Source organism: Streptomyces sp. NPDC007896, assembly GCF_042959425.1.
In the GTDB taxonomy this organism is placed as follows: domain Bacteria; phylum Actinomycetota; class Actinomycetes; order Streptomycetales; family Streptomycetaceae; genus Streptomyces.
In genome coordinates this window covers 50971-70772 of record NZ_JBIBKX010000005.1, presented here as the reverse complement: position 1 = coordinate 70772, position 19802 = coordinate 50971, and the positions used below count along the sequence as shown (strand labels likewise).

General features: G+C 68.9%; 21 protein-coding genes and 2 pseudogenes. 14 read left to right on the top strand and 9 right to left on the bottom strand.

Translation table 11 applies throughout. The features are described 5' to 3' along the window. Positions 1 to 32 precede the first annotated feature (32 nt). The gene (locus ACFZDJ_RS17685) at positions 33 to 974 is read right to left on the bottom strand and encodes a MerR family transcriptional regulator (protein WP_390936000.1); all 942 of its coding nucleotides are present in this window, start codon (positions 972 to 974) and stop codon (positions 33 to 35) included. A gap of 78 nt (positions 975 to 1052) precedes the next feature. Next, a complete protein-coding gene (locus ACFZDJ_RS17680; RefSeq protein ID WP_390935998.1) occupies positions 1053 to 2045 on the bottom strand; it encodes a phospholipase D-like domain-containing protein in 993 nt (330 codons plus the stop codon). Positions 2046 to 2940: 895 nt separating this feature from the next. Between ACFZDJ_RS17680 and ACFZDJ_RS17675 the strand changes: the two genes are divergently transcribed. The 5 genes from ACFZDJ_RS17675 (at position 2941) to ACFZDJ_RS17655 (ending at position 6899) form a co-directional block, all read left to right on the top strand. Then, complete coding sequence (locus tag ACFZDJ_RS17675; protein WP_390935996.1) at positions 2941 to 3786, top strand: MIP family channel protein; 846 nt, start codon at positions 2941 to 2943, stop codon at positions 3784 to 3786. Positions 3787 to 3809: 23 nt separating this feature from the next. After that, positions 3810 to 5327 (top strand): glycerol kinase GlpK, encoded by a 1518-nt coding sequence (gene glpK / locus ACFZDJ_RS17670; protein WP_391059975.1) that lies wholly within the window; start codon positions 3810 to 3812, stop codon positions 5325 to 5327. Positions 5328 to 5546: 219 nt separating this feature from the next. Further along, positions 5547 to 5750 carry a hypothetical protein gene (locus ACFZDJ_RS17665; RefSeq protein ID WP_391059973.1) on the top strand — a complete coding sequence of 68 codons (204 nt, stop codon included), beginning with the start codon at positions 5547 to 5549 and terminating at the stop codon, positions 5748 to 5750. A gap of 51 nt (positions 5751 to 5801) precedes the next feature. After that, a complete protein-coding gene (locus tag ACFZDJ_RS17660) occupies positions 5802 to 6035 on the top strand; it encodes a hypothetical protein (protein ID WP_391059971.1) in 234 nt (77 codons plus the stop codon). A 150-nt stretch (positions 6036 to 6185) separates the two neighbouring features. Beyond that, positions 6186 to 6899, top strand: coding sequence for a hypothetical protein (locus ACFZDJ_RS17655; protein ID WP_391059969.1), 714 nt, complete (start codon positions 6186 to 6188; stop codon positions 6897 to 6899). Here ACFZDJ_RS17655 and ACFZDJ_RS17650 read toward each other — a convergent pair. Next, on the bottom strand, positions 6869 to 7096 hold the full coding sequence (locus tag ACFZDJ_RS17650; protein ID WP_391060558.1) for a helix-turn-helix domain-containing protein: 228 nt from the start codon (positions 7094 to 7096) through the stop codon (positions 6869 to 6871). The genes ACFZDJ_RS17655 and ACFZDJ_RS17650 overlap by 31 nt on opposite strands. 225 nt (positions 7097 to 7321) lie before the next feature. Here ACFZDJ_RS17650 and ACFZDJ_RS17645 point away from each other — a divergent pair, with 225 nt between their 5' ends. The 3 genes and pseudogenes from ACFZDJ_RS17645 (at position 7322) to ACFZDJ_RS17635 (ending at position 9401) form a co-directional block, all read left to right on the top strand. After that, the gene (locus ACFZDJ_RS17645) at positions 7322 to 8071 is read left to right on the top strand and encodes a glucose 1-dehydrogenase (RefSeq protein ID WP_391059967.1); all 750 of its coding nucleotides are present in this window, start codon (positions 7322 to 7324) and stop codon (positions 8069 to 8071) included. 103 nt (positions 8072 to 8174) lie between these two features. Further along, positions 8175 to 8345 (top strand): annotated as a pseudogene (locus ACFZDJ_RS17640) (NAD(P)(+) transhydrogenase (Re/Si-specific) subunit alpha); the annotation flags it as partial. Between the two features lie 156 nt (positions 8346 to 8501). Next, on the top strand, positions 8502 to 9401 hold the full coding sequence (locus tag ACFZDJ_RS17635) for a LysR substrate-binding domain-containing protein (protein WP_391059965.1): 900 nt from the start codon (positions 8502 to 8504) through the stop codon (positions 9399 to 9401). A 37-nt stretch (positions 9402 to 9438) separates the two neighbouring features. Here the strand turns inward: ACFZDJ_RS17635 and ACFZDJ_RS17630 are convergent, their stop codons facing one another. Then, positions 9439 to 10194: an SDR family NAD(P)-dependent oxidoreductase gene (locus ACFZDJ_RS17630; protein WP_248297296.1), complete on the bottom strand. Its 756-nt coding sequence runs from the start codon at positions 10192 to 10194 to the stop codon at positions 9439 to 9441. Positions 10195 to 10704: 510 nt separating this feature from the next. Here ACFZDJ_RS17630 and ACFZDJ_RS17625 point away from each other — a divergent pair. After that, positions 10705 to 11556, top strand: coding sequence for a glucose 1-dehydrogenase (locus ACFZDJ_RS17625; RefSeq protein WP_391059963.1), 852 nt, complete (start codon positions 10705 to 10707; stop codon positions 11554 to 11556). Positions 11557 to 11694: 138 nt separating this feature from the next. On the opposite strand, the pseudogene ACFZDJ_RS17620 reads toward ACFZDJ_RS17625, so the two are convergent. Further along, positions 11695 to 11803: pseudogene (locus tag ACFZDJ_RS17620) on the bottom strand (aminoglycoside phosphotransferase); the annotation flags it as partial. A gap of 162 nt (positions 11804 to 11965) precedes the next feature. Between ACFZDJ_RS17620 and ACFZDJ_RS17615 the strand changes: the two are divergent. Then, on the top strand, positions 11966 to 12439 hold the full coding sequence (locus ACFZDJ_RS17615) for a hypothetical protein (RefSeq protein WP_391059961.1): 474 nt from the start codon (positions 11966 to 11968) through the stop codon (positions 12437 to 12439). Between the two features lie 378 nt (positions 12440 to 12817). On the opposite strand, the gene ACFZDJ_RS17610 is transcribed toward ACFZDJ_RS17615, so the two are convergent. From ACFZDJ_RS17610 to ACFZDJ_RS17600, 3 genes are all read right to left on the bottom strand, one after another. Then, positions 12818 to 13207 (bottom strand): luciferase family protein, encoded by a 390-nt coding sequence (locus tag ACFZDJ_RS17610; protein WP_384918362.1) that lies wholly within the window; start codon positions 13205 to 13207, stop codon positions 12818 to 12820. A gap of 166 nt (positions 13208 to 13373) precedes the next feature. Next, positions 13374 to 13508, bottom strand: a complete 135-nt coding sequence (locus tag ACFZDJ_RS17605) for a helix-turn-helix domain-containing protein (protein ID WP_391059959.1) — start codon at positions 13506 to 13508, stop codon at positions 13374 to 13376. A gap of 325 nt (positions 13509 to 13833) precedes the next feature. After that, entirely contained in the window at positions 13834 to 14514 is a 681-nt protein-coding gene (locus ACFZDJ_RS17600) for a DUF6445 family protein (protein WP_391059957.1), read from the bottom strand. A 208-nt stretch (positions 14515 to 14722) separates the two neighbouring features. On the opposite strand from ACFZDJ_RS17600, the gene rpmF reads away from it, so the two are divergent. From rpmF to ACFZDJ_RS17585, 3 genes are all read left to right on the top strand, one after another. Next, positions 14723 to 14893 carry a 50S ribosomal protein L32 gene (rpmF, locus tag ACFZDJ_RS17595; RefSeq protein WP_168514536.1) on the top strand — a complete coding sequence of 57 codons (171 nt, stop codon included), beginning with the start codon at positions 14723 to 14725 and terminating at the stop codon, positions 14891 to 14893. Position 14894: 1 nt separating this feature from the next. Further along, positions 14895 to 15857, top strand: coding sequence for an ATP-binding protein (locus ACFZDJ_RS17590; RefSeq protein ID WP_390935972.1), 963 nt, complete (start codon positions 14895 to 14897; stop codon positions 15855 to 15857). A gap of 110 nt (positions 15858 to 15967) precedes the next feature. Next, complete coding sequence (locus ACFZDJ_RS17585) at positions 15968 to 16360, top strand: SCO5389 family protein (RefSeq protein WP_390935970.1); 393 nt, start codon at positions 15968 to 15970, stop codon at positions 16358 to 16360. 32 nt (positions 16361 to 16392) lie between these two features. Here the strand turns inward: ACFZDJ_RS17585 and ACFZDJ_RS17580 are convergent, their stop codons facing one another. Next, on the bottom strand, positions 16393 to 18810 hold the full coding sequence (locus ACFZDJ_RS17580; protein WP_390936210.1) for a SpoIIE family protein phosphatase: 2418 nt from the start codon (positions 18808 to 18810) through the stop codon (positions 16393 to 16395). A gap of 220 nt (positions 18811 to 19030) precedes the next feature. Here ACFZDJ_RS17580 and ACFZDJ_RS17575 point away from each other — a divergent pair, with 220 nt between their 5' ends. Next, complete coding sequence (locus ACFZDJ_RS17575; RefSeq protein ID WP_391059955.1) at positions 19031 to 19789, top strand: peptidoglycan-binding protein; 759 nt, start codon at positions 19031 to 19033, stop codon at positions 19787 to 19789. Positions 19790 to 19802 lie beyond the last annotated feature (13 nt).

Genomic DNA, 19802 nt, shown 5'->3' with positions numbered 1-19802 from the left:
GGAATCCCGAGCTGCGGGCGTTGAGGGACGCGTCAGCGAGCTGCCCGTATCCGCAGAGCTGCGACGGACCAGTCGATCACCTGGGCGAGGCGCTCCGGTGCCGGCCAGTCGTTGATCAGCGCGACCAACTGGAAGTACTGGTCCCTGCGCGGATCGCTCGCGGCTTCCAGACGGTGCAGCAGCCACCGGTGCAGCTCGGCGTCATCGGGGCGGCCGTGGGCGAGCGCGCAGTGAGCGGTGAGCGCCGCTACGACAGGACCGGCCTGGGACGAATCCGGGCTGATGCCGCACGCCACGGCTGGTCTTACGAGATCACGGGCGACGGCGACCATGTCCGGGCGCGGTGGCGTGGTGGGGGTGCCGTCGGGCAGGCCGGCCACATGGTCTTCGGCCAGGCGCCGCAGGCCTGCGCGGAAGTCCGGGTCCAGGGACAGTTCCGCCAGCTCCACCCATGCCCTGACCTGTTCGTCTGTGGGGTTGTCGGGGAGCTCGGGTGTCATGGAGCGCCGAGCTGCGGCATGGTGGGGGCCGCTGTGGAGGCCTTCGAAGACGGTGTCGAGGAAGTCGTCGATCAGGCGTCGGCGTTCGGCTTCGGACAGCGTGGCCAACTGGTGCATGAGTTCCATCTCCTTGGGGGTGGGCTCGCGTTCGGCGGCGGCCGTCAGCACCGCCCGTCGCAGACGCAGGACGCTGATCTGTACGTCCAGTGCGGCGGCGTGCTCCGCGGCCACTGCGCTGAGGGTGAGTTCCTGATCCACGACCCGCCGGATCATGTCGAGGCCGAGTCCCAGTTCGCGCAGTGTCCGCACGAGGGCGAGGCGAGCGACGGCATCCGGGGCGTAGCGCCGGTAGCCGGCGTGGGTGCGGTCGGCAGGCGCCACGATGCCGCGATCGGAGTAGAACCGGATCGTCTTGACTGTCAGCCCGGTGCGCCGGGCCAGTTCACCGATTGAGTACAGGGTGCCGCCGTCCATGAGCTCACCTTCCTGTCTCCCCCTGCGGGAGACTCAAGATTGCGCCCTGGAAGGTGAAGGACGAGCCTGCAACGGGTTCTAGGCGGTGGTGCCGCCCGAGTAGTCGCTGTTGAAGGTGGTCTCGATGGTGGTGGCAACGGCTTGGGCCACACCGGTGCCCGTGAGGATGATGCCCAGTTCCCGGTTGTTGCTCAGCGAGTTGCTGCTGATGTTCATGGAACCGGCTTCCACCTTCTGGGTGGACAGGCCGTAGTCGGCGACCATCGCCTTGGCATGGATGTAGAAGCCGTTGGGGTCGGAGTATCCGACGACCGTCCCGCCGGCCGCCTTGATCGCGGACACCTCGCTGGAGTAGCTGGAGGGGGTCTCCAGGACCAGCCGTACGGTGACGCCCGCCTGTGCCCTGGCCACGATGGCGTTGACCACCGCGCTGTCGCTGAGTTCCAGTTCCTCGACGTCGAGCGTCGTGGTGGCGCCGTTGATCAGGGACAGCAGGCGGTTGCGGGAGTCGGTGGGGGACCAGAGCAGATGGTCGCCATCGGTCGGGGTGATCGCGGTGCCCGTGTAGTCCGCGTTGAAGACCTTCTCGATCGAGGCGACATCGCGGCTGTCGTCGTCGAACACGCCGTAGTCACGGCCGGTCGGGTAGTACTGGGAGGTGAGGTTGCCGGTGAGGACCAGTGACTTGGCGCCGTCCACCGTGACGGTCTTCTGGTGGGTGTAGACGAAGGTCGAGGACGACCAGACCACTCCCGCGCCCGCGCTCGTCAGGGCGTTGTACGCCGACTGGTTGGCGGACTTGTGCGCGCCGTCCAGGATCACCCGTACCGTGACGCCCTTTTTCTCCAGTGCCATGAGGTCGTTGACGGCCGTGGTGTCCTCCAGCTCGTACATGGTCATGTCGAGGGAGGAGGTGGCCGAGTTGATGAAGTCGTAGATGGTCGGCTGGCTGCTGCTCTGCGAGAAGGCGAACGCGGAGTAGCTTGCGGCGTTCGCGGGGACGGCGGTGGCGAGCACGGCGGCGCCGACTGTAAGCGTGACACCCGCGCGGCCGAGGACCTTCCACAACATGCGTCGCTCCTGGTCGAGTTGACGCCCAACCGGGGGTGGTGGGCACGTGCATGACAGCACGCGCGTAGAACGGTGAGGAAGGGAGGCTTCGTGAACGCGGAGTTACCGCCTGGTCCTGCAGGCGGACATAAGGGACTTCGCGCAGGTGGGAAGCGGTTCATGCGATCCTCGCGCGATCGCAAAATCTTCGTACTTGGAGTGCTCGTAGCCCGAACCGGCCGGCCGGGGAAGGGTGCATACCCCACCGGCGGACCAAGGGGGACTCCGTACCTCTAGGGGGCGGACGCAGTCGCCGTCGCCCCGGCGGCGTAGTCGATACTCTCCCCGCTGGGAACGCGTGTGCGGATGCGGGACGTCGACGGCGTATCGGAGGCCAGTGCGGCTGTGCTGCGGCACCTTGGCCACCGGGCGTGTGCTGCTGCTCGCGGTCGCGTTCTTGGAGCCGGGGGCTCGGCGGTCCTGTCACCGCCCGCTCCCGAATGGCCGTTCGATAACGGCCTGGGGCCCCGGCTTCGTGAAGCGCCATCCGTACGAGAGTGACCCCGGGTTCTGACTCCCCGCTCGACGTGAACCGAGTCTGGCAGCGGGGTCCACCAAGACCCTCGTGGTATCGATTTGTCCCGTTATTGTGATTACTTAGAGTTATGTCTCATTGTGTGGCTGTGAGTGTCCTTGCCGTGCAGCCCATGCCTGATCCGGCACCCGGCGAAGCGCTGATCCGGCGCGGCCGTGGACATCGGTGCGCGGGCCCCGAAGGGGGCGTCCCGGCGTATGGCCAGGTCTGAGAGTGCGATATTTCGCTGTTTATGCGGTTATTTCTTGATCGCCCTATGCTGATGCCCTGAGGACTCGGGCAGTCGACGGCCGGTGCTGAGCCGGCGGGAGGCGGGCTTACATGACTGAGCGGTTCAAAAGGTCGGGGTTGCTGGGCGAGCTGTCGGCCGAATTCGCGGGCACCATGATTCTCATCCTCTTCGGTTGCGGCGTGGTGGCCCAGGTGGTCGCCGGCGGAGCGCTCACGACTCCGCCGGGTGGCCTCGGAAACCACGACAGCATCTCCTGGGCGTGGGGCATCGGCGTCACCATGGGTGTCTACGTCGCGGCACGGCTGAGCGGCGCGCATCTCAACCCCGCGGTGACCGTCGCCCTGGCCGCGTTCAAGGGCTTCCCGTGGAGCAAGGTGGCGCCCTACGCGCTGGCGCAGACGGCCGGCGCCTTCGTGGCGGCCCTCCTCGTGCGGTGGAACTACACCGAGGCGCTGGCGAAGGCCGACCCCGGTCACACCTTCAAGACGCAGATCGTGTTCTCCACGCTCCCCGCCAACGGCAACACGAACCTGCCGGTCTACGAGTGGGGCGCCTTTCGCGACCAGGTCATGGGGACCGCCATCCTGCTGCTGTTGATCCTGGCCATCACGGACCTGCTCAACACACCGCCTGGCGCCAACCTGGGCCCGTTCATCATCGGCCTGGTCGTCGTGGGCATCGGCATGGCCTGGGGTACCAACGCGGGCTACGCCATCAATCCGGCACGTGACTTCGGTCCCCGTCTGGCCAGTTTCCTCACGGGGTACGGCGGAGCATGGCGAGATCAGTACGGGAACTTCTACTTCTGGGTGCCGATTCTCGGTCCACTGGCCGGCGGTCTGGTCGGCGCGGCCCTGTACAAGTTCTTCGTCGGCCGGTTCCTGCCGACAGCGGAGCCGGAGCCCCCGGGCCGTATCCCCGCTCCCAAGGACTGACACCTACGAAAAGGTGGCACCCTATGGCCGATTTCGTCGGCGCGGTGGACCAAGGGACCACCAGTACCCGATTCATGATCTTCGATCATGCGGGCAACGAGGTGGCGAAGCATCAGCTGGAGCACGCCCAGATCCTTCCGCGCTCCGGATGGGTCGAGCACGACCCCGTGGAGATCTGGGAGCGCACCAACTCCGTGATGCAGAACGCCCTGCGGCACGGGAACCTGTCCCCGACCGACCTGGCCGCGATCGGCATCACCAACCAGCGGGAGACCACCGTTGTCTGGGACCCGCGCAACGGCCGCCCCTACTACAACGCCATCGTCTGGCAGGACACCCGCACCGACTCCATCGCCGCGGCCCTGGAACGATCGGGCCAGGGAGACGTCATCCGCCGCAAGGCGGGCTTGCCGCCGGCGACCTACTTCTCCGGCGGCAAGATCCAGTGGATCCTGGAGAACGTCGACGGCGTCCGCGAGGCAGCCGAGCAGGGACACGCCCTCTTCGGCAACACGGACTGCTGGGTTCTGTGGAACCTGACCGGCGGCCCCGACGGCGGCATCCACGCCACCGACGTGACCAACGCCAGCCGCACCATGCTGATGGACCTGGAAACCCTCGACTGGGACGACGAACTGCTGGGCTTCTTCCGTATCCCCCGGGAGATGCTGCCCACCATCAACCCCTCGTCCCATCGCGAGGCGTTCGGTACGACGCGCACATCCCGGCCACTGCGCGCCGCCATCCCCATCAGCGGGGTGCTCGGCGACCAACAGGCGGCCACCGTCGGACAGGTCTGCTACGCGCCCGGCGAGGCCAAGAACACCTACGGCACCGGAAACTTCCTGGTGCTCAACACCGGCACGGAACCGGTCCGCTCACAGCACGGCCTTCTCACCACCGTGGCGTACCAGTTCGGCGACAGCCCGGCGGTCTACGCCCTGGAGGGCTCCATCGCGGTCACCGGGTCCGCGGTGCAATGGCTGCGCGACCAGATGAAGATCATCAGCAGCGCGGCCGAGAGCGAGACCCTGGCCCGCACCGTCGAGGACAACGGCGGCATGTACTTCGTCCCGGCGTTCTCGGGCCTGTTCGCCCCGTACTGGCGCTCCGACGCCCGGGGCGCGATCGTCGGCCTCGCCCGGTACAACGACAACGGTCACCTGGCCCGGGCGACGCTGGAAGCCATCTGCTACCAGAGCCGCGACGTCGTCGAGGCCATGGAGCAGGACTCCGGCGTCCACCTCGACGTGCTCAAGGTCGACGGCGGTGTCACCGCCAACGACCTCTGCATGCAGATCCAGGCCGATGTCCTCGGCGTACCGGTCAGCCGCCCGGTCGTCGCCGAGACCACCGCGCTCGGCGCCGCCTACGCGGCAGGGCTGGCCACCGGCTTCTGGCGGGACACCGACGAACTGCGCACCCACTGGCAGGAGTCCAAACGCTGGGAGCCCCAGTGGTCCGACGACCAGCGAGCGGAGGGTTACGCGGGCTGGAAGCAGGCGGTGGAGCGCACGCTCAACTGGGTCAAGGTCGAATAGACCGGGAGCGTCCCGGCGCTCCCGGATCGACAGCACCTCTTCGGGACCGGTCCTTTCGCCCGGGCATCGGGCCCGGTGATCTGCGAGTACTTCTGGCGCTCCGCAGGTCCGCGCCGGACTGCGCGATGAGCCCGACGGCGTTGTTCAAGCAACTGATGATCACCTCGAGCGGTCAGCAAACAGATCGACCGCCTCTCTGAACTGGGATTGGTCGAACGCGTGGCGGATCCCGACATCCTGCGCGGCGTGCTGATCAGCCTGAAGCCGACAGGGCGCACGATCGCGGAGGACGTGATGCTGCGGATTTCGACGTCCTTTTGTTTGACCGCACCGTCAGGAAAGCCGGCCCGGGATACAACGCCAGGCCTGTCCGCAGACGATGTCCATGTTGTGCTCAGCGCGTTCGGCAACGCCCACGACTGACTCACTCCAGGGGAGATCCACGTACTCGACAGTGACAACCCAGGGGGGAAAGTGAACACAGACGGGTGGATCTGCTCGGTACTCGACAATGCCGGCGCCAAGCTGCTCGCGCTCGGGGAAGTCGGCCTGTTTCCGACCGAACTCCGGGTCAGCAGCGACGTCTACAACAGCTTCGTGCGCTTGCGGCATCGTGAGTTGTCCGACGGCACCCCTCTGCTGGTGCTGGGCACGGCGGTGGCCGAGGACCCCCAGCTGACAGCCGACGATTTCCTGCTGCGACCGTGAACGGCTCCGCCTTCCAGCGGGCCGACAGATCCAGGCCCAAGTGGCAGGAGCAGGAAGGGAACCGTGCGAACCACGCGTCGGCACTGACTCTGCAGCCGGACCTTCGTTACTGGTGGCGGCGCACGGACACGTTCGCATAGCCTCGCCGACATGGCAGATGTATTTGCGGGTGTCCGTCTGCTCGGCCCGCCAGTGACCGACGGCGAGTACATCGCGTTGAGTGAGCACGAGATGGTCCACTTGCACGAGTACGCGCGGATCTATGCCGTACCCGGACTCTATGAGCATGTCGTCCAGGAAAGGCTCCAGTGCAGATCGCCAGGGGTCGCGGCAGCGGGCTTTTTGCGCGCGGCGGCGCGCCTTGGGTTGGAGCCGGGCTCGATGACGGTCCTCGACGTCGGCGCCGGCACGGGATTGGTCGGCGAACTCGTGCGTCGCGATGGCGTCGCTCAGGTGGTCGGGGTCGACTCGCTGCCGGCAGCGCGCGTGGCGAGCCTGCGCGACCGTCCAGGCGTCTACGCCGACTACGTGGTCGGCGACTTCTTGCGCGACGACGCACTCCGGGAGGCACTACACCCGTACGTGTTCGGGGGGCTGGTGTCGGCCGGAGCGTTCGGCGGCACGCACGCCACACCACAGGCGCTCGAAAATGCGCTCGCGGTCCTGCCAGCCGGCGCTCCCGTGGCCTTCACGATCGATGAGCGGTGGATGGACGAGTCGGACCCGGAAGGGTTCGGCGCCGCCGTCGAGCGGCTGGTGGCCGCCGGAGGTCTTGCGGTGATGGAACGAACGCGGTTCCAGCACCGTGTGACGACGACGGGCGAGCCAATCTTCTACCAACTCGTCGTGGGCCGGACAGGGTGAAGCGAACGGCCAGGTATGACCTTGCGACTGTTGCCGTAGTCGATCTGCCGTATCAACCCGGCTTCCCGAAGGGCCCGGACATAGTGAGTGAGCGTCGACTTGGACACGTTCAGAGCGAATGACGCACACGTTCGCTCGATGCCCTCGCCCGCCGCGCAGAGACCCTCGATCACCCGACACCGGTGAGGATCCGCCAGCGCGGCAAAGACCGCGCGGAGTCCGTCTCTCAGTGCAGTTCTGCTTATGGCCGCAAGAAGCAGCTGTAATAGAGGCGGGGCATCCCCTGATCAGCCCGTAATTGACTGTCTTCGACGGTGCTGGGCCCGTCTTGCTTTGGATTCAGGAAGCGTCTAACCCTAGGTACGACAGATTTCGTACCTAATGTTTGCGGGTCATCTCGGCCTCGCGGAAAGGCGTTTCTCGTGGAGTTCGAGAATCAGACCGCTCTCGTCACTGGCAGCACGTCCGGCATCGGCCGTGAGACGGCGCTCCTGCTCGCCCAGAAGGGCGCGTTCGTCATTGTCTCCGGCCGCAATGCCGCCAAGGGCGCGGACACCGTCTCGGCCATCGAGGCCGTCGGAGGCAAGGCCAGGTTCGTCGCCGCGGACCTCAGCGATCTGGACTCGGTCCGGAACCTGACCGACGAGGCCGGTGAGGCGGACATCCTGGTCAACAATGCCGGCGCCTACCCGTTCGCTCCCACCCTGGACCAGGGTCAGGACACGTTCGAGACCATGATTCAGACCAATGTGCGCGGCACGTACTTCCTCACCCAGGCACTGGTGGCCAAGATGGCGGCCAAGGGTTCCGGCAGTGTCGTCAGTGTCACCACGGTCGCCGGTCTGGCCGGCATCGCCGGCACGTCCGTCTACGGCGCGTCGAAGGCCGCGGTGGACTCGTTCACCCGCGCGTGGGCCGTCGAGTTCGGCAGCCAAGGAGTGCGCTTCAACGCGGTCGCCCCTGGCCACACGAAGACCGACAACGTGACAGACATGATCGGCGAGGAGGACTTCGAGGCTCTGGGGGCGAGGGTGCCGCTGGGGCGCCTGGGCTCGGCCCGAGAGATCGCCGAAGCCATCGTCTTCCTCGCTTCGCCCCGCGCCAGTTACATCACGGGCGTCACTCTCGCCGCGGACGGCGGCTTCATGGCCCTCGGTATCGCCGCCCAGTGAGCGACCGAGGCCGCGAGGCTGTGGCGGAGCGCCCTACCGGCAACCCGTTGCGGCCTCGCGGCGGCCTCCCGCGCACGGCGCGGTTCCTACGCGGCTTGAACAGATCGGCGTCATACACGAACACACTCCCGGAGGGACCCGCGTCGCTCTCACCCCGAATGAGGTTCATTCCCTCGCCGACGACGGACACGAGGTCATCGTCGAGTACGACGCCGGCGGCCGGGCCGTCCATCCCGACAGCGAGTACCGCGATGCCGGCGCCCGGACCGCAACCCGCACCGACGCCCTGGTACTGCGGGTTCACCTCTCCGGTTCCGGCCTTGGAGTTCCCCCGCAGCCTTTCTCGGCCTGGTGGCCGCATGTTTCGCATCCGACACCAATTGGCTTTGCGGCTGTGGTCCCGGCGCCCTCGGCGTGGTGCGATGGGGTCATGGAGTTGAGGGAGCTGCATGCCTTTGTGGCGGTGGTCGAGGAGGGCGGCTTCTCGGCCGGGGCCCGGCGGTTGCACGTCAGTCAGCCGGCGCTGTCCCAGACGGTCAGTGGACTGGAGCGGCAGCTGAGGGTGAAGCTGCTGGTGCGCAGCAGTACGGGGGTGCGGGCCACCGATGCAGGCACTGCCCTGCTGGGGGAGGCCCGTGCGGTCCTTGCCCGGCGTGATCGGGCACTGCGGACGATGGCCCGGTTCGCCGACGGGGGCGGCGGCGTGCTGCGGATCGGCATTCCGCTGGAGTTCCCGTCGCACCTCCTGAATCCCCCACTCGCGGAACTGGCCGAGACCTGTCCCGACACTCGGGTACAGGCCCGGCATCTGTCCACGGCCGAGCAACTGTCCGCACTGCAGGCCGGTGGGCTCGATATGGGACTGCTTCGGGAGCGTCCTGCCGGGCAGGAGTTCGACGCGATGCTGGTCAACCGGGAGAAATTGGGCGTGCTGCTGGCCGCGCCACAGGCGGCGGAGCTCGCCGGACCGAAGGGGATCAGGCTGGATGCGCTGGCCGGACTGGAGTGGGTGGCGTTTCCCCGTGCCGACAGTCCCGCCTGGTACGACGAACTGACCGCAATCCTGCGCAGCCACGGCCTTGATCCAGGAGCGCAGGTACCGGAAGGGCAGCGACTCATCGCCGAGGTGAAACTGGCGGCTGTCGCCGCCGGACACGCCTTCGCGTGCGCTCCGCCGGACTGGTCGCAGCCCATTCCCGACGGTGTGGCGTGGTCACCGCTCGTCGGGCACCCCCTCATCCGCCGGACCTGGGCGGTGTGGCCGACCGACTCTCGGCGACAGGATCTGGGCCGCCTCATTGCCGCGTTCGAACAGCCGTCGAGCGACTGATGCACGGCGGAGGGACAGGCCTGGGGAGGGCGCTCGGTCAGACGGCGGTGCGACCGCCGTCAACGGGCAGGATCGCGCCCTGCACGAAGCTGCTTGCCGCGTCGTCCGCCAGGTAGGCGATCGCCGCCGCGATCTCCGCGGCGGACGCCGGCCGTCCGGCGGGCGCCTGGGCCGCCAGGCTCTGCAGCTGTTCCTCGCTCTGGGCGGTGGTCTCGGTCCGGGTCGGGCCGACCTGTACGGCGTTCACTCGCACCCCGCGCGGGCCGTATTCGGCTGCCCACGCCTTCGTCAGCAGATTCAGCGCCGCCTTGCTCGACCCGTACAGCGCCATTCCCGAGTAGCCGAGCACGGCCGCGACGGTGCTCACGTTGACGATCGCTCCGCCACCCCTGTCAGCCATCCCCGGGGCGAGTTCGGCCACCAGATAGAAGGGGGCCTTGACGTTGAGGGCGTGTACGGCGTCGAAGACGCTCTCCTCCATGTCCTCCGTCGGCCCGAAGGGGTAGATGCCCGCATTGTTGACCAGCACGTCGACCCGGCCACCGCCCAGCTCGAGCGCGTACTGTGCCAGTTGTCGCACTGATTGGGCGTCGCGCAGGTCAGCGCCTACGAAATCCGCCTTCCCGCCGTGCTCCCGGATCGCGTTCACCACAACCTTGCCGCGGGCGCTGTCGCGGCCTGCCACCAATACGTGTGCACCGCGCTCGGCCAGCGCCTCCGCCGTGGCCGAGCCGATGCCGCTGGTCGCCCCGGTGACGAGTGCGACCTTCCCTTGCATTGATGCGGACGCCATGGTCGGATCCTTCGTCGGTGATGAGGTACGCGGTCAGTGGCCCAGGGGGTCGGAGCACAGGCCATGGCCGCACGTGACATGACCGCACGTGTTGATCGCTCGGGCAACAGCGGCCTGTCGGGGACGACGGCCACATCTCGGCTCCCGCGAGCGAGCGGTGGAGAGCGCGAGCGGACGGAGAGGTGGGGCAGTGCCGTCGTGCTGGTTGTACCGGCGTCGGACATTGCTCGGATCCGTCCCGAAGTGGCCATGGACGTGACACACAGCCGAGTGGACGTATGCACGTCTGCCGCGCCCCGAGCGGGGTACTTCATGCAGTCCATTCATGACGGCCCCACCGTGGCCCCCGCGCTTCCACAGCATCATCTCCGGCCGCGCGCCGCAACCGGGACGCGGGGGGCCAAAGCCTCAGGGCGGATCGGTTATACCGGCTATCGCGACTGCCTATGGCCGGGGCGGAATCCCTCTGAATGGGCGGACGCTGTACCCGTTCGCCACCGATGAGGTGGCATGGCATCCGGCCCGAAAACCGTCCTCGGTTTTGGAACGCCGGGTCCATATCGACCATTGGCACCTTCCAGGTGGAGTGAACAAAATATGGGACTGTTGGACGGCAAGGTTGCGCTGATCACCGGGGGTACGTCCGGGATCGGCCGGATCAGCGCGCTTCTGTTCGCGCAGGAAGGCGCGAAGGTGGCCATCACCGGGCGGCGGGAGGACGCGGGCCGGGCAGTGGTCGAGGAGATCACGCGGGATGGCGGCGAGGCGCTGTTCATCAAGGCCGATGCCACGGACTTCGGCGGAGCGCGGGGTGTGGTGAGGCAGGTGGCCGATCGCTTCGGCAGGCTCGACGTGGCCTTCAACAATGCCGGCACCGCAGGGATCGGCCCGCTGACCGAGCTGGACGAGAAGGCCTGGGACCATCTCGTGGACGGCAACCTGAAGGGCTCCTTCTTCTACCTGCAGGCCGAGGCCGACCAGATGAAGCGACAGGGTGAGGGCGGGGCCATCGTTTTCAACGGATCGGTGTTCGCCGAACTCGGCACCCCGGGTATCTCCATCTACAGCGCCAGCAAGGGCGGCGTCGCCGCGCTGGCGCGCGCGGCGGCGGTGGAGCTCGGGCCCGACGCGATCCGCGTGAACACCGTGAACCCGACCATCATCCGCACACCGCTGACCGAGGGTGGAATCACAAGGACGGAGGACGGATCCGAGTACCACCCGCATGGGGAAGGGATCCCCCTCGGCCGTATCGGTGAGGCGGACGAGGTGGCCCAGGTGGTGCTCTTCCTCCTCTCCGACCGGGCCTCCTTCGTCACCGGACAGTCGGTCATGGTGGACGGCGGACAGAGCGTGAACTGAGTGTCGGCGCCCGGTGGCCTGCTTCAACAGGACACCGGGCGCTCACCGGGGAGCCGAACCGCACAGGGCCCGTGCACCTGGCCTGGAAGGATCGCCCGGGGCGCCAGGACCTGTCCGGTCGATCACGATGGAGGGGAAGCAACGACACCCAGGTGGTGACGATCCAGGGGTGCGGGAACCGTTCGGAAGGCTCGCCGAGGTGTTGCGGGACGGGGACCGGCAGAGGACGGCGCGGGGCGAGGGAGGGCGGCGTCCCCGGCGCGGAAGGGCCGCAAGCCGCTGGGTGGGTCGGGCAGTTGGACGGACACCGGTCATTTCCTCCACCTGCGCCATCGCCTCCCGGCAGGACGCCGGTTCGGCGACATCCAGCACCACAGTCCCCAACAGACACCCCTGCGCAGCCGCGGCAGTGGTCAACGCTTGCGCCTTCTCCTGGCTGCGCACGATGGCCGTCCACGTGCCCACCGGCCGGGGGACCTCAGGGGCCATCGAGGACCGGCTGCGCCGGCACAGTACCGGCGTGCGCGTCCCGTCCGGGCTGCTGCGGCGGCTGTACGGACTGCGGGAACGCGTCGTGGCCGACGACGGCGACCTGCCCTCGGACCTCGCCTCGCAAGCCGTTCTCCAGGCGCTGCGGCAGGCTGCTTTGGAGCCGGGCGACGTCGACCTGCTGCTGTTCGCCGCCGTCAGCGCCGACGTCCAGGAACCCGCCAACGCTCACATCGTCGCGGCGAAGACCGGCCTCAGCTGCCCGGTCTTCGACGTCTCCCACGCCTGCAACAGGGTTCTGAACGCGCTGGAAGTCGCCGACGCCTTCATCCGCTGCGGCCGGATGACACAGTGGCACTGTCCGGCCTGGCCAGCGGTGCCCGTGCCGGCGTGATGCTGATGAACTGGTCGGCCCCACCGCCCGCCCCCACCAGATGACTTCGATCAGCCCTGAACAGAGGCTCGCGGGTCTGAACCGGGGTGGTCGGGGCGGTTGGAGTCGGCGAGCGTGAACTGCCGCAGTGGTGGCGAAGCGGACCTCGATCGGGTTGACCCAGGAGGCGTCGGGTCGGTCTGTTCGGCCGGCACGGTGCGGGCGTAGGCCATGGAACGACATCGGCGCCAGGAGCGGCCGCATCGCCCTCGACCGCTACAAGGCGCACATCATCCTGTACGTCGGTGACGCCCGGGGCGCGAAGCCTCCGCCCCGGCGGACGGCGCACTCCGCCTGTGCCCCGGCGACCAGCAGGGTACCCATGGTCGAGGCGGCGTCTCAGCCGACGCTGTCGCGTGGAAGCACCATGCTGCGTAGGTCGTTGCAGCCGGCCGAGGGAGAGTCGCCCGGAACCGGCCACGTCTGGTGGGCCTGCAGAGCGAGGCTCACCAGGGTGAGGAGCAGACCGATGTCGGCGTCGACTTCGAGGCGTATGGTCACCCACCGCGATTCGGGCACCATCCGGACCGCGCTCGCGCCCCTGAGATGATCCTGGAAACGGTGAATGGCACGGGCTGTGAGGTGCAGGTCGACATCGTGATCCGAATGGAAATGCACGATCTCGCCCTGTGCCGAACAAAGCGCCCGCCCTGTGCCGCAGCTCGGCCGGGCCTCCGTGAGGTCCGGCCAGCCCGCCAGTTGCGTCATGGCACGCGAGGCCAACGTCATGCGCCCATCATGACGAGCTCACCGTCCGGCCACCAGGACTTGAGCAAGCCGTAACTGAGCCGTAGCCCACGCATGTCCGGAAATGGCGGGTGGAAGTCAGGGGTGTTTCTCTCCGAGCGGGCGGCGTTCCGTGACGTCGAGGGCGAGGTCGTACGGGACGGGTGGGTCAGGCGGGGGCGAGCGCCTCGAGCTGGAGAGCGAGGACGAACCTGATACCGGGATCGGCGAGATTGACACCGACGGTCTGTTCGATCTTCGTCAGTCGGTGGCGCAGGGTGTTCGCAACGTCTCCAGCGTCCATGGACTGGCCGGCGAGCCCTTCCTGACTGCTGCCGGGCTCGGCGTTCCGGCACCGTTTCAGTGACCGCACTCGCATGCCGTCCAACGCGGGGTAGCTCGCCTCGGGCTGCGCCTTCCTGCTCGGCCTGCCCTACCTGATCAACTCCACCGCGTAATGCTTCCGCAGGTCAGCCCGGTCACCGCCAAGTCCTTCAACCGTGCGCCCGTCGCGGTCATCGTGGTCCTCGGTTTCGCCGACGCCTGGTGGCACAGCCGAGCGGCCCCGGACACCAAGGTCCGGGGCCGCTCGGCATCGGTACGCGGGCTCGCGCCGTCGGTACGCGGACTCACGCCATCCAGAAGAAGACCGCGGTCATCCGCTTGTCCTCCATCGTGCTGCCCCAGTAGGCGGTGGCACTGTGCATCAGGTTGGCGTTGTAGAGGAGCAGCCGGTTGTAGCGGTGCGGGACCTCGAGGTCCTCGACGAAGGAGTCCGGCGCCACGAACCGCGTACCCAGCGCGTCGACCAGGTTGTTGTGCGGAGCCGCCACCACGTTGCCGCCGAGACGGCCGCCGGGCAGGTTCTGCCGGTAGAAGCTCGTTCCGCAGCTCTTGGGTACGGCCGGGTTGAGATAGAGCACGGCGGCGTAGCGGCACAGCGCGCGGGAGTCGGTGTGCGGCCGCGGTTGGCCCTCGTCCTTGCCGACCACCTGGACGCAGTTGTGGTTGAGCGTGCCCCCGGAGGGCGTGCTCTGCACCCACAGCTCCTTCGCGCCGGTGGCCTTCTTCACCAGCCGTTCCACACGGGCCAGTTCGCCCGGTTCGAGCCCCGGCATCGTCCGCAGGCCCGGCCAGCTCTCCGAGGTGTACGGATAGCCCTTGGCCCAGTCGTCCTTGGCGAGACAGCGCGCCCGGACGGCGTCCACGTCGGGCAGCACATCGTCGAAGACCCAGTAGTCCCGGTCACGGGTCGGTTTCCGATACGGGAGGACAGGGAGGGCCGGAGTCCGTGGGGGGTGTGAGGGCATGCGGCCGACCATAGTGGCGGCGTCGGTCACCACTCGCCTTGGAATTGGTCAACAATCTGTCAACTTCGCTTGGTCGCACGGCTGTCGGCGCGCCCTCCGTGCCCCGCGCTTGCTCCGTGCGCATCTCACGCGCACCCCGCGTGCCAGCTTGGAAATGAGATCCATTTTCAGATAGCGTGAGTCGTGTCCACCTACCTTGGAGACCGACATGGCCGTGCCGAAACGCAAGATGTCCCGCAGCAACACCCGCCACCGTCGCGCCCAGTGGAAGGCCGCCACGGCGCAACTCGCCCCGATCACCGTCGACGGCGCCTCCCACCTCGTACCGCAGCGACTGGCCAAGGCGTACGAGCGCGGCCTGCTGCGCCCGGAGGGCTGACATGCGCGCGGCCTTCGTCGGAAAGGGCGGCAGCGGCAAGACCACACTGTCGGCCCTCTTCTCCCGCCGGCTGGCGCACTCCGGCGCGCCCGTCGTCGCCATCGACGGCGACATCAACCAGCACCTGGCACACGCCCTCGGCCTCGGCGACGACGAGACCTTCGCCGCCCCGCCCCTCAGCGCGCGGCTCGGTGAGATCAAGGCCCACCTGCGCGGCAGTAACCCGCGCATCACCTCGCCCGAGGCCATGATCAAGACCACCCCGCCGGGCCGCGGCTCACGCCTGCTGCGCCTCCTCGGCGACGACCCGGTGCACACCGCGCACCTTCAACGGGTCGGCGGTGTACCGCTGATGGTCACCGGCGAGTTCGACGAGAGCGATCTCGGCGTGGCCTGCTACCACTCCAAACTCGGAGCGGTGGAGCTGTACCTCAACCATCTCGTCGACGGGCCGGGCGAGTACGTCGTCGTCGACATGACCGCCGGCGCCGACGCCTTCGCCTCCGGACTGTTCACCCGCTTCGACATGACCTTCCTGGTCGCCGAGCCCACCCGCAAGGGCGTCTCCGTCTACCGCCAGTACCGCGACCACGCCCAGGAGTTCGGCATCCCGATCGCGGTGATCGGGAACAAGGTCACCGGCGAGGACGACCTGCTCTTCCTCAAGGAACACGTCGGCGACGACCTCCTGACGTACGTCCGGCACTCCTCCTGGGTGCGCGCCCAGGAGCAGGGCCGACCCCACGGCGACCTCGAACCGCACAACATCCATGCGCTGGGCCACATGAGGACGGCCCTGGACGCCCGTACCAAGGACTGGACGGCCTTCCAGGAACACGCCGTCGCCCTCCACCTACGCAATGCCGCAGCCTGGGCCGACCGGGCCACCGGCACCGACCTCTCCGCACAGATCGACCCCGACTTCCGGCACGGCCCCACCGCTCTCGTACCGTCCGCCGACTGACCCTCCCCGCACACGGCCCGAGTACGACCGGCACACCACCGAACCACCGAACCACCGAACCACCGATCCACCGATCCACCGATCCACCTAGCGACAGGACTGCTACTCCCATGTCACTCGACGTCTCCCCGAAGCTGCTCGCCGAAGCCGAACGCGGTCCGGTCCGCGAAGCGGACTTCGTGGACACCGTCCGTACGTCCCTGCCGTACGCGTACGACCTCATCGCCGACCTGGCTCATCAACTCCGCGCCGGTACGGCGGAGTTCGCCGACAACCACACTCCGCCGCCCTCCGAGAAGGAACGCGGCCAGCTGCTGCGGGCGCTCGCCAGCGACGCGATCCGCGGCAGCCTGGAACGGCATTTCGGCGTCACCCTCGCCTTCATGAACTGCCACCGCGTCGCCGCCTTCCGCCCCGAGGATCGGGGAGGCGCCACCCACGCCCGCTTCACCTCGCAGCGTTCGCAGATCCTCAACCAGTCACCCGAGTTCCGCGACTGCTGAACCCCGCGGCCGCGTGGCCGTGCGTACGTCCGTCACATCGCGGGCTGGGTGGTCAGCGACTGCTCGGCCCAGATGATCTTCCCCTCGGGGGTGTAGCGGGTGCCCCAGCGCCGGGTGAACTGGGAGATCAGGAACAGCCCGCGGCCACCCTCGTCGGTGGTCTTCGGGTGCCGCAGATGCGGGGCGGTCGCGGCGCCGTCGGAAACCTCGCAGATCAGCGCCCGCTCGGTGATCAGACGCAACCGGATCGGCCCCGAGGCGTAGCGGATCGCGTTGGTGACGAGCTCGCTCACGACCAGCTCGGTGGTGAAGGCCAGCTCGTCCAGGCCCCACGCACTCAGCTGCTGCGTCGCCATCTTCCTGGCCTCGGCGACCATGGCCGGGTCCGTGGACAGGTCCCAGGTCGCGACCTGGTCGGCGCCGAGCCGGCGGGTGCGCGCCATCAGCAGCGCCACGTCGTCGTACGGCCGCGACGGCACGAGATCGTCCACGATCGTGCGGCACACGCCGTCCAACGGCTGACGGTGCGAGGCCAACGCGCCCCGCAGCCGCTCCCGGCCCGCATCCGGATCCCGTCCCGTGCGGGGCGTGGCGATCAGCCCGTCGGTGTGCAGGGCGAGCACACTGCTTTCCTCCAGGGTGAACTCCACCGATTCGAAGGGCAGTCCGGCGACACCCAGCGCGGGACCACGGGGAAGGTCCGCGAACGTGACGGTGCCGTCGGGAGCGATGACCGCGGGTGCGGGATGCCCCGCGCCCGCCATCGCGCACCGCCCGCTCACCGGGTCGTACACCACGTACAGACAGCTGGCTCCGACGGCCTGCATCCCGCTGGTGAGGGTGTCCGCGCCGCTGCCCTCCTCCCGGGCGGCCCGGCTGACCAGGTCGTCCAGGTGCGCGAGCACCTCCTCGGGCGACAGGTCCAGATCGGCGAGGGTCTGTACGGCGGCCCGCAGCCGCCCCATGGCGGCGGCGCCGTCGATGCCGTGACCGGTCACCTCGCCCACGACCAGCGCCACCCGGGCCCCGGACAGCGGAATGACGTCGAACCAGTCCCCGGCGAGGCCCGTCAGCTCGTCCGCCGGCCGGTAGCAGGCCGAGACCTCCACCGCGTTCTGCTCGGGGAAGCGGTGCGGGAGCAGATTGCGCTGGAGGACGAGCGCCGCGTCGCGTTCACGGGTGTAACGACGGGCGTTGTCGAGGCACAGGGCCGCCCTGCCGACGAACTCCTCCGCCAGGCTCAGATCGTCCTCGTCGAAGGGGTCCTCGCGCTCGCGCCGGAAGAACGTGGTGATACCCAGCGTGACGCCACGGGCCCGGACGGGCACGATCATCGCGCTGTGCAGCCCGAGGTCGAGGAAGGAGGCGGCCGGGCCCTCGCGGGCGCTCGTGCTCCACTTCCTGGCCAGCGGATCCAGCCGCGCCTCACACCAGGACCGGCCCTCGGCCAGCGCGCGCACCGGGGGAGAGGTCGTCTGGTAGGTCGCGGCCTCACCCACCTCGACGGCGGTTTCGGGGACGCCGGCCTGGACCGACTGCTGTCCGGCACGCCGCAGCGACACCACGTCCGTGTCGCTCAGCCGGCCGGGCATCGGCTCGGCGCCCCTGAGCACGGATTCCAGCAGGTCCACGGTGACGAAGTCGGCCAGCCCCGGTACGGCGACATCGGCCAGCTCCTGCGCGGTGTGCAGGACGTCCAGACTGCGCCCGATGTGCTCCCCGGCCCGGTCGAGCAGCGCCAGCCTCCGTCGCGCACGGTAGTGCTCGGTGACGTCGACGACGGTGTAGTACACACCGATCGGATGGCCGTGGTCGTCCTCCAGCCGGATGAACGACAAGGAGTGCGCGGTCTCGCGATGCGGCGCGGACCGTATGCGGCCCACGTGCTCGTACCCGACGACCGGCCGGCCGGTCTCCAGTACCTGGCGCATCTGCGCCTCGAGCGCCTCGGCGTCCAGGCCCGGCTGGATGTCGGCGAGCCTGCGCCCGAGCCGCCGGTGCGGCGGGCCCCCGCCGAACTGCTCCAGCGCGGCGTTCGACCAGACATAGCGCAGGTCCGTGTCCACGATGGCGATGCCCACCGGCGAGCGGGCGTTCATCCGCTCCAGCACCGACCGGCTCATGTCCCAGCCGGGGCCACCGGCCAGATCGGCGAGCAGCACCACCCAACGGGTCGGCCCGCCGCTCTCACGTATCGGGACGACCCGGACCATCACCCGGACCGCGTGCCCGTCCCGGTGCAGCGCGGACAGCAGTCCCGCCCAGCCGCTGCCGTCGCGGCACCGCGCCGCAAGGTCGGAGATCCGGGCCGCGTCCTCCGGAAGCAGCAGGTCGGCGGCGCGGCGGCCCAGGACCTCGGAGGGCGCGTACCCCAGCAGCCGCTCGGCGTCCGCGGTCCAGCTGGTCACCGTCATCCGGGCGTCGAGCAGCAGCGGTGCGGCGTCCGCCATGTTGAAGCGCCGGCGGGCGGCCGACACGTCTCGTTCCTCGCTCGCAGCCACGGCGACCCTCTCCGCTCCCCCGAGGTGGTCCTACCCGCTATTTGCCCATTCTTCACGTTGTACGACCACGTGGGCCCGGGGGCCTGGGGCGCCGTTGAACCCCGGTGCCGGTGGCCGCGTATCACTCCACGGGGATGGCGTGAAACCGCGCGCACGGAAGGAGAGCAGTGTGCCCACACCGCCCGAACCAGGGCAGCCCGGGGGGCGACGGGCGATCGAACCCACCTATGTTCAGCGGCGCCGCCGGACGGAGGCACTCGCGCAACTTCTGAAGGAGGTGCGCGAGGAGCAGAACGGGCCCGATCCGGACGAGAACTACGAGGTCATCGCCGTACCGGCCACGACGGGCGCTGTCATGGCGCCGGTGGCCGAGGACGCGACCGAGGAACTGCCACCCGTCCTGGTGGGCGAGGACTACACCCGGGGCGCGAGACCGGTGGGGGCACGCGGGCCCTCCTTCACTCCCGGCGTCCGCCACGGGCGCGGGCCCGCGGGTGAGCGGACGGCCAGGTGGGGCACCGGGCAGCGCCGCGCGGCGGTCGTCATCGGGGTCACGGGGGCGGCCCTCGTCGGCTTCGCCCTCGCGCTCCTGCTGCCCGGCGGGGAGCAGGAGGCCGGAGCGCAGGCCGGGCGGGCCCCGACCGGCGCCCCCACGACGGCCGCCGCCCAGGCCCCGTCCGCGAGCGCCGACCCGGACGGAGCGGGCACCCTCCGCGAGGGGGACAGCGGGCCCGCGGTCAAGGACCTGCAGCAACGGCTGCTCCGGATCCCGAACGTCTACGACCACGGCTCCACGAACGGCACCTACGACGCCACGCTCACGGCCGCGGTCGCGCGCTTCCAGCTCTGGTACGGGATCCGGGGTGACGAGACGGGTGTCTACGGCAACGACACCCGCGCCGACCTCGAATCCCGTACGACGCTGTGACCCCGTACGGCCG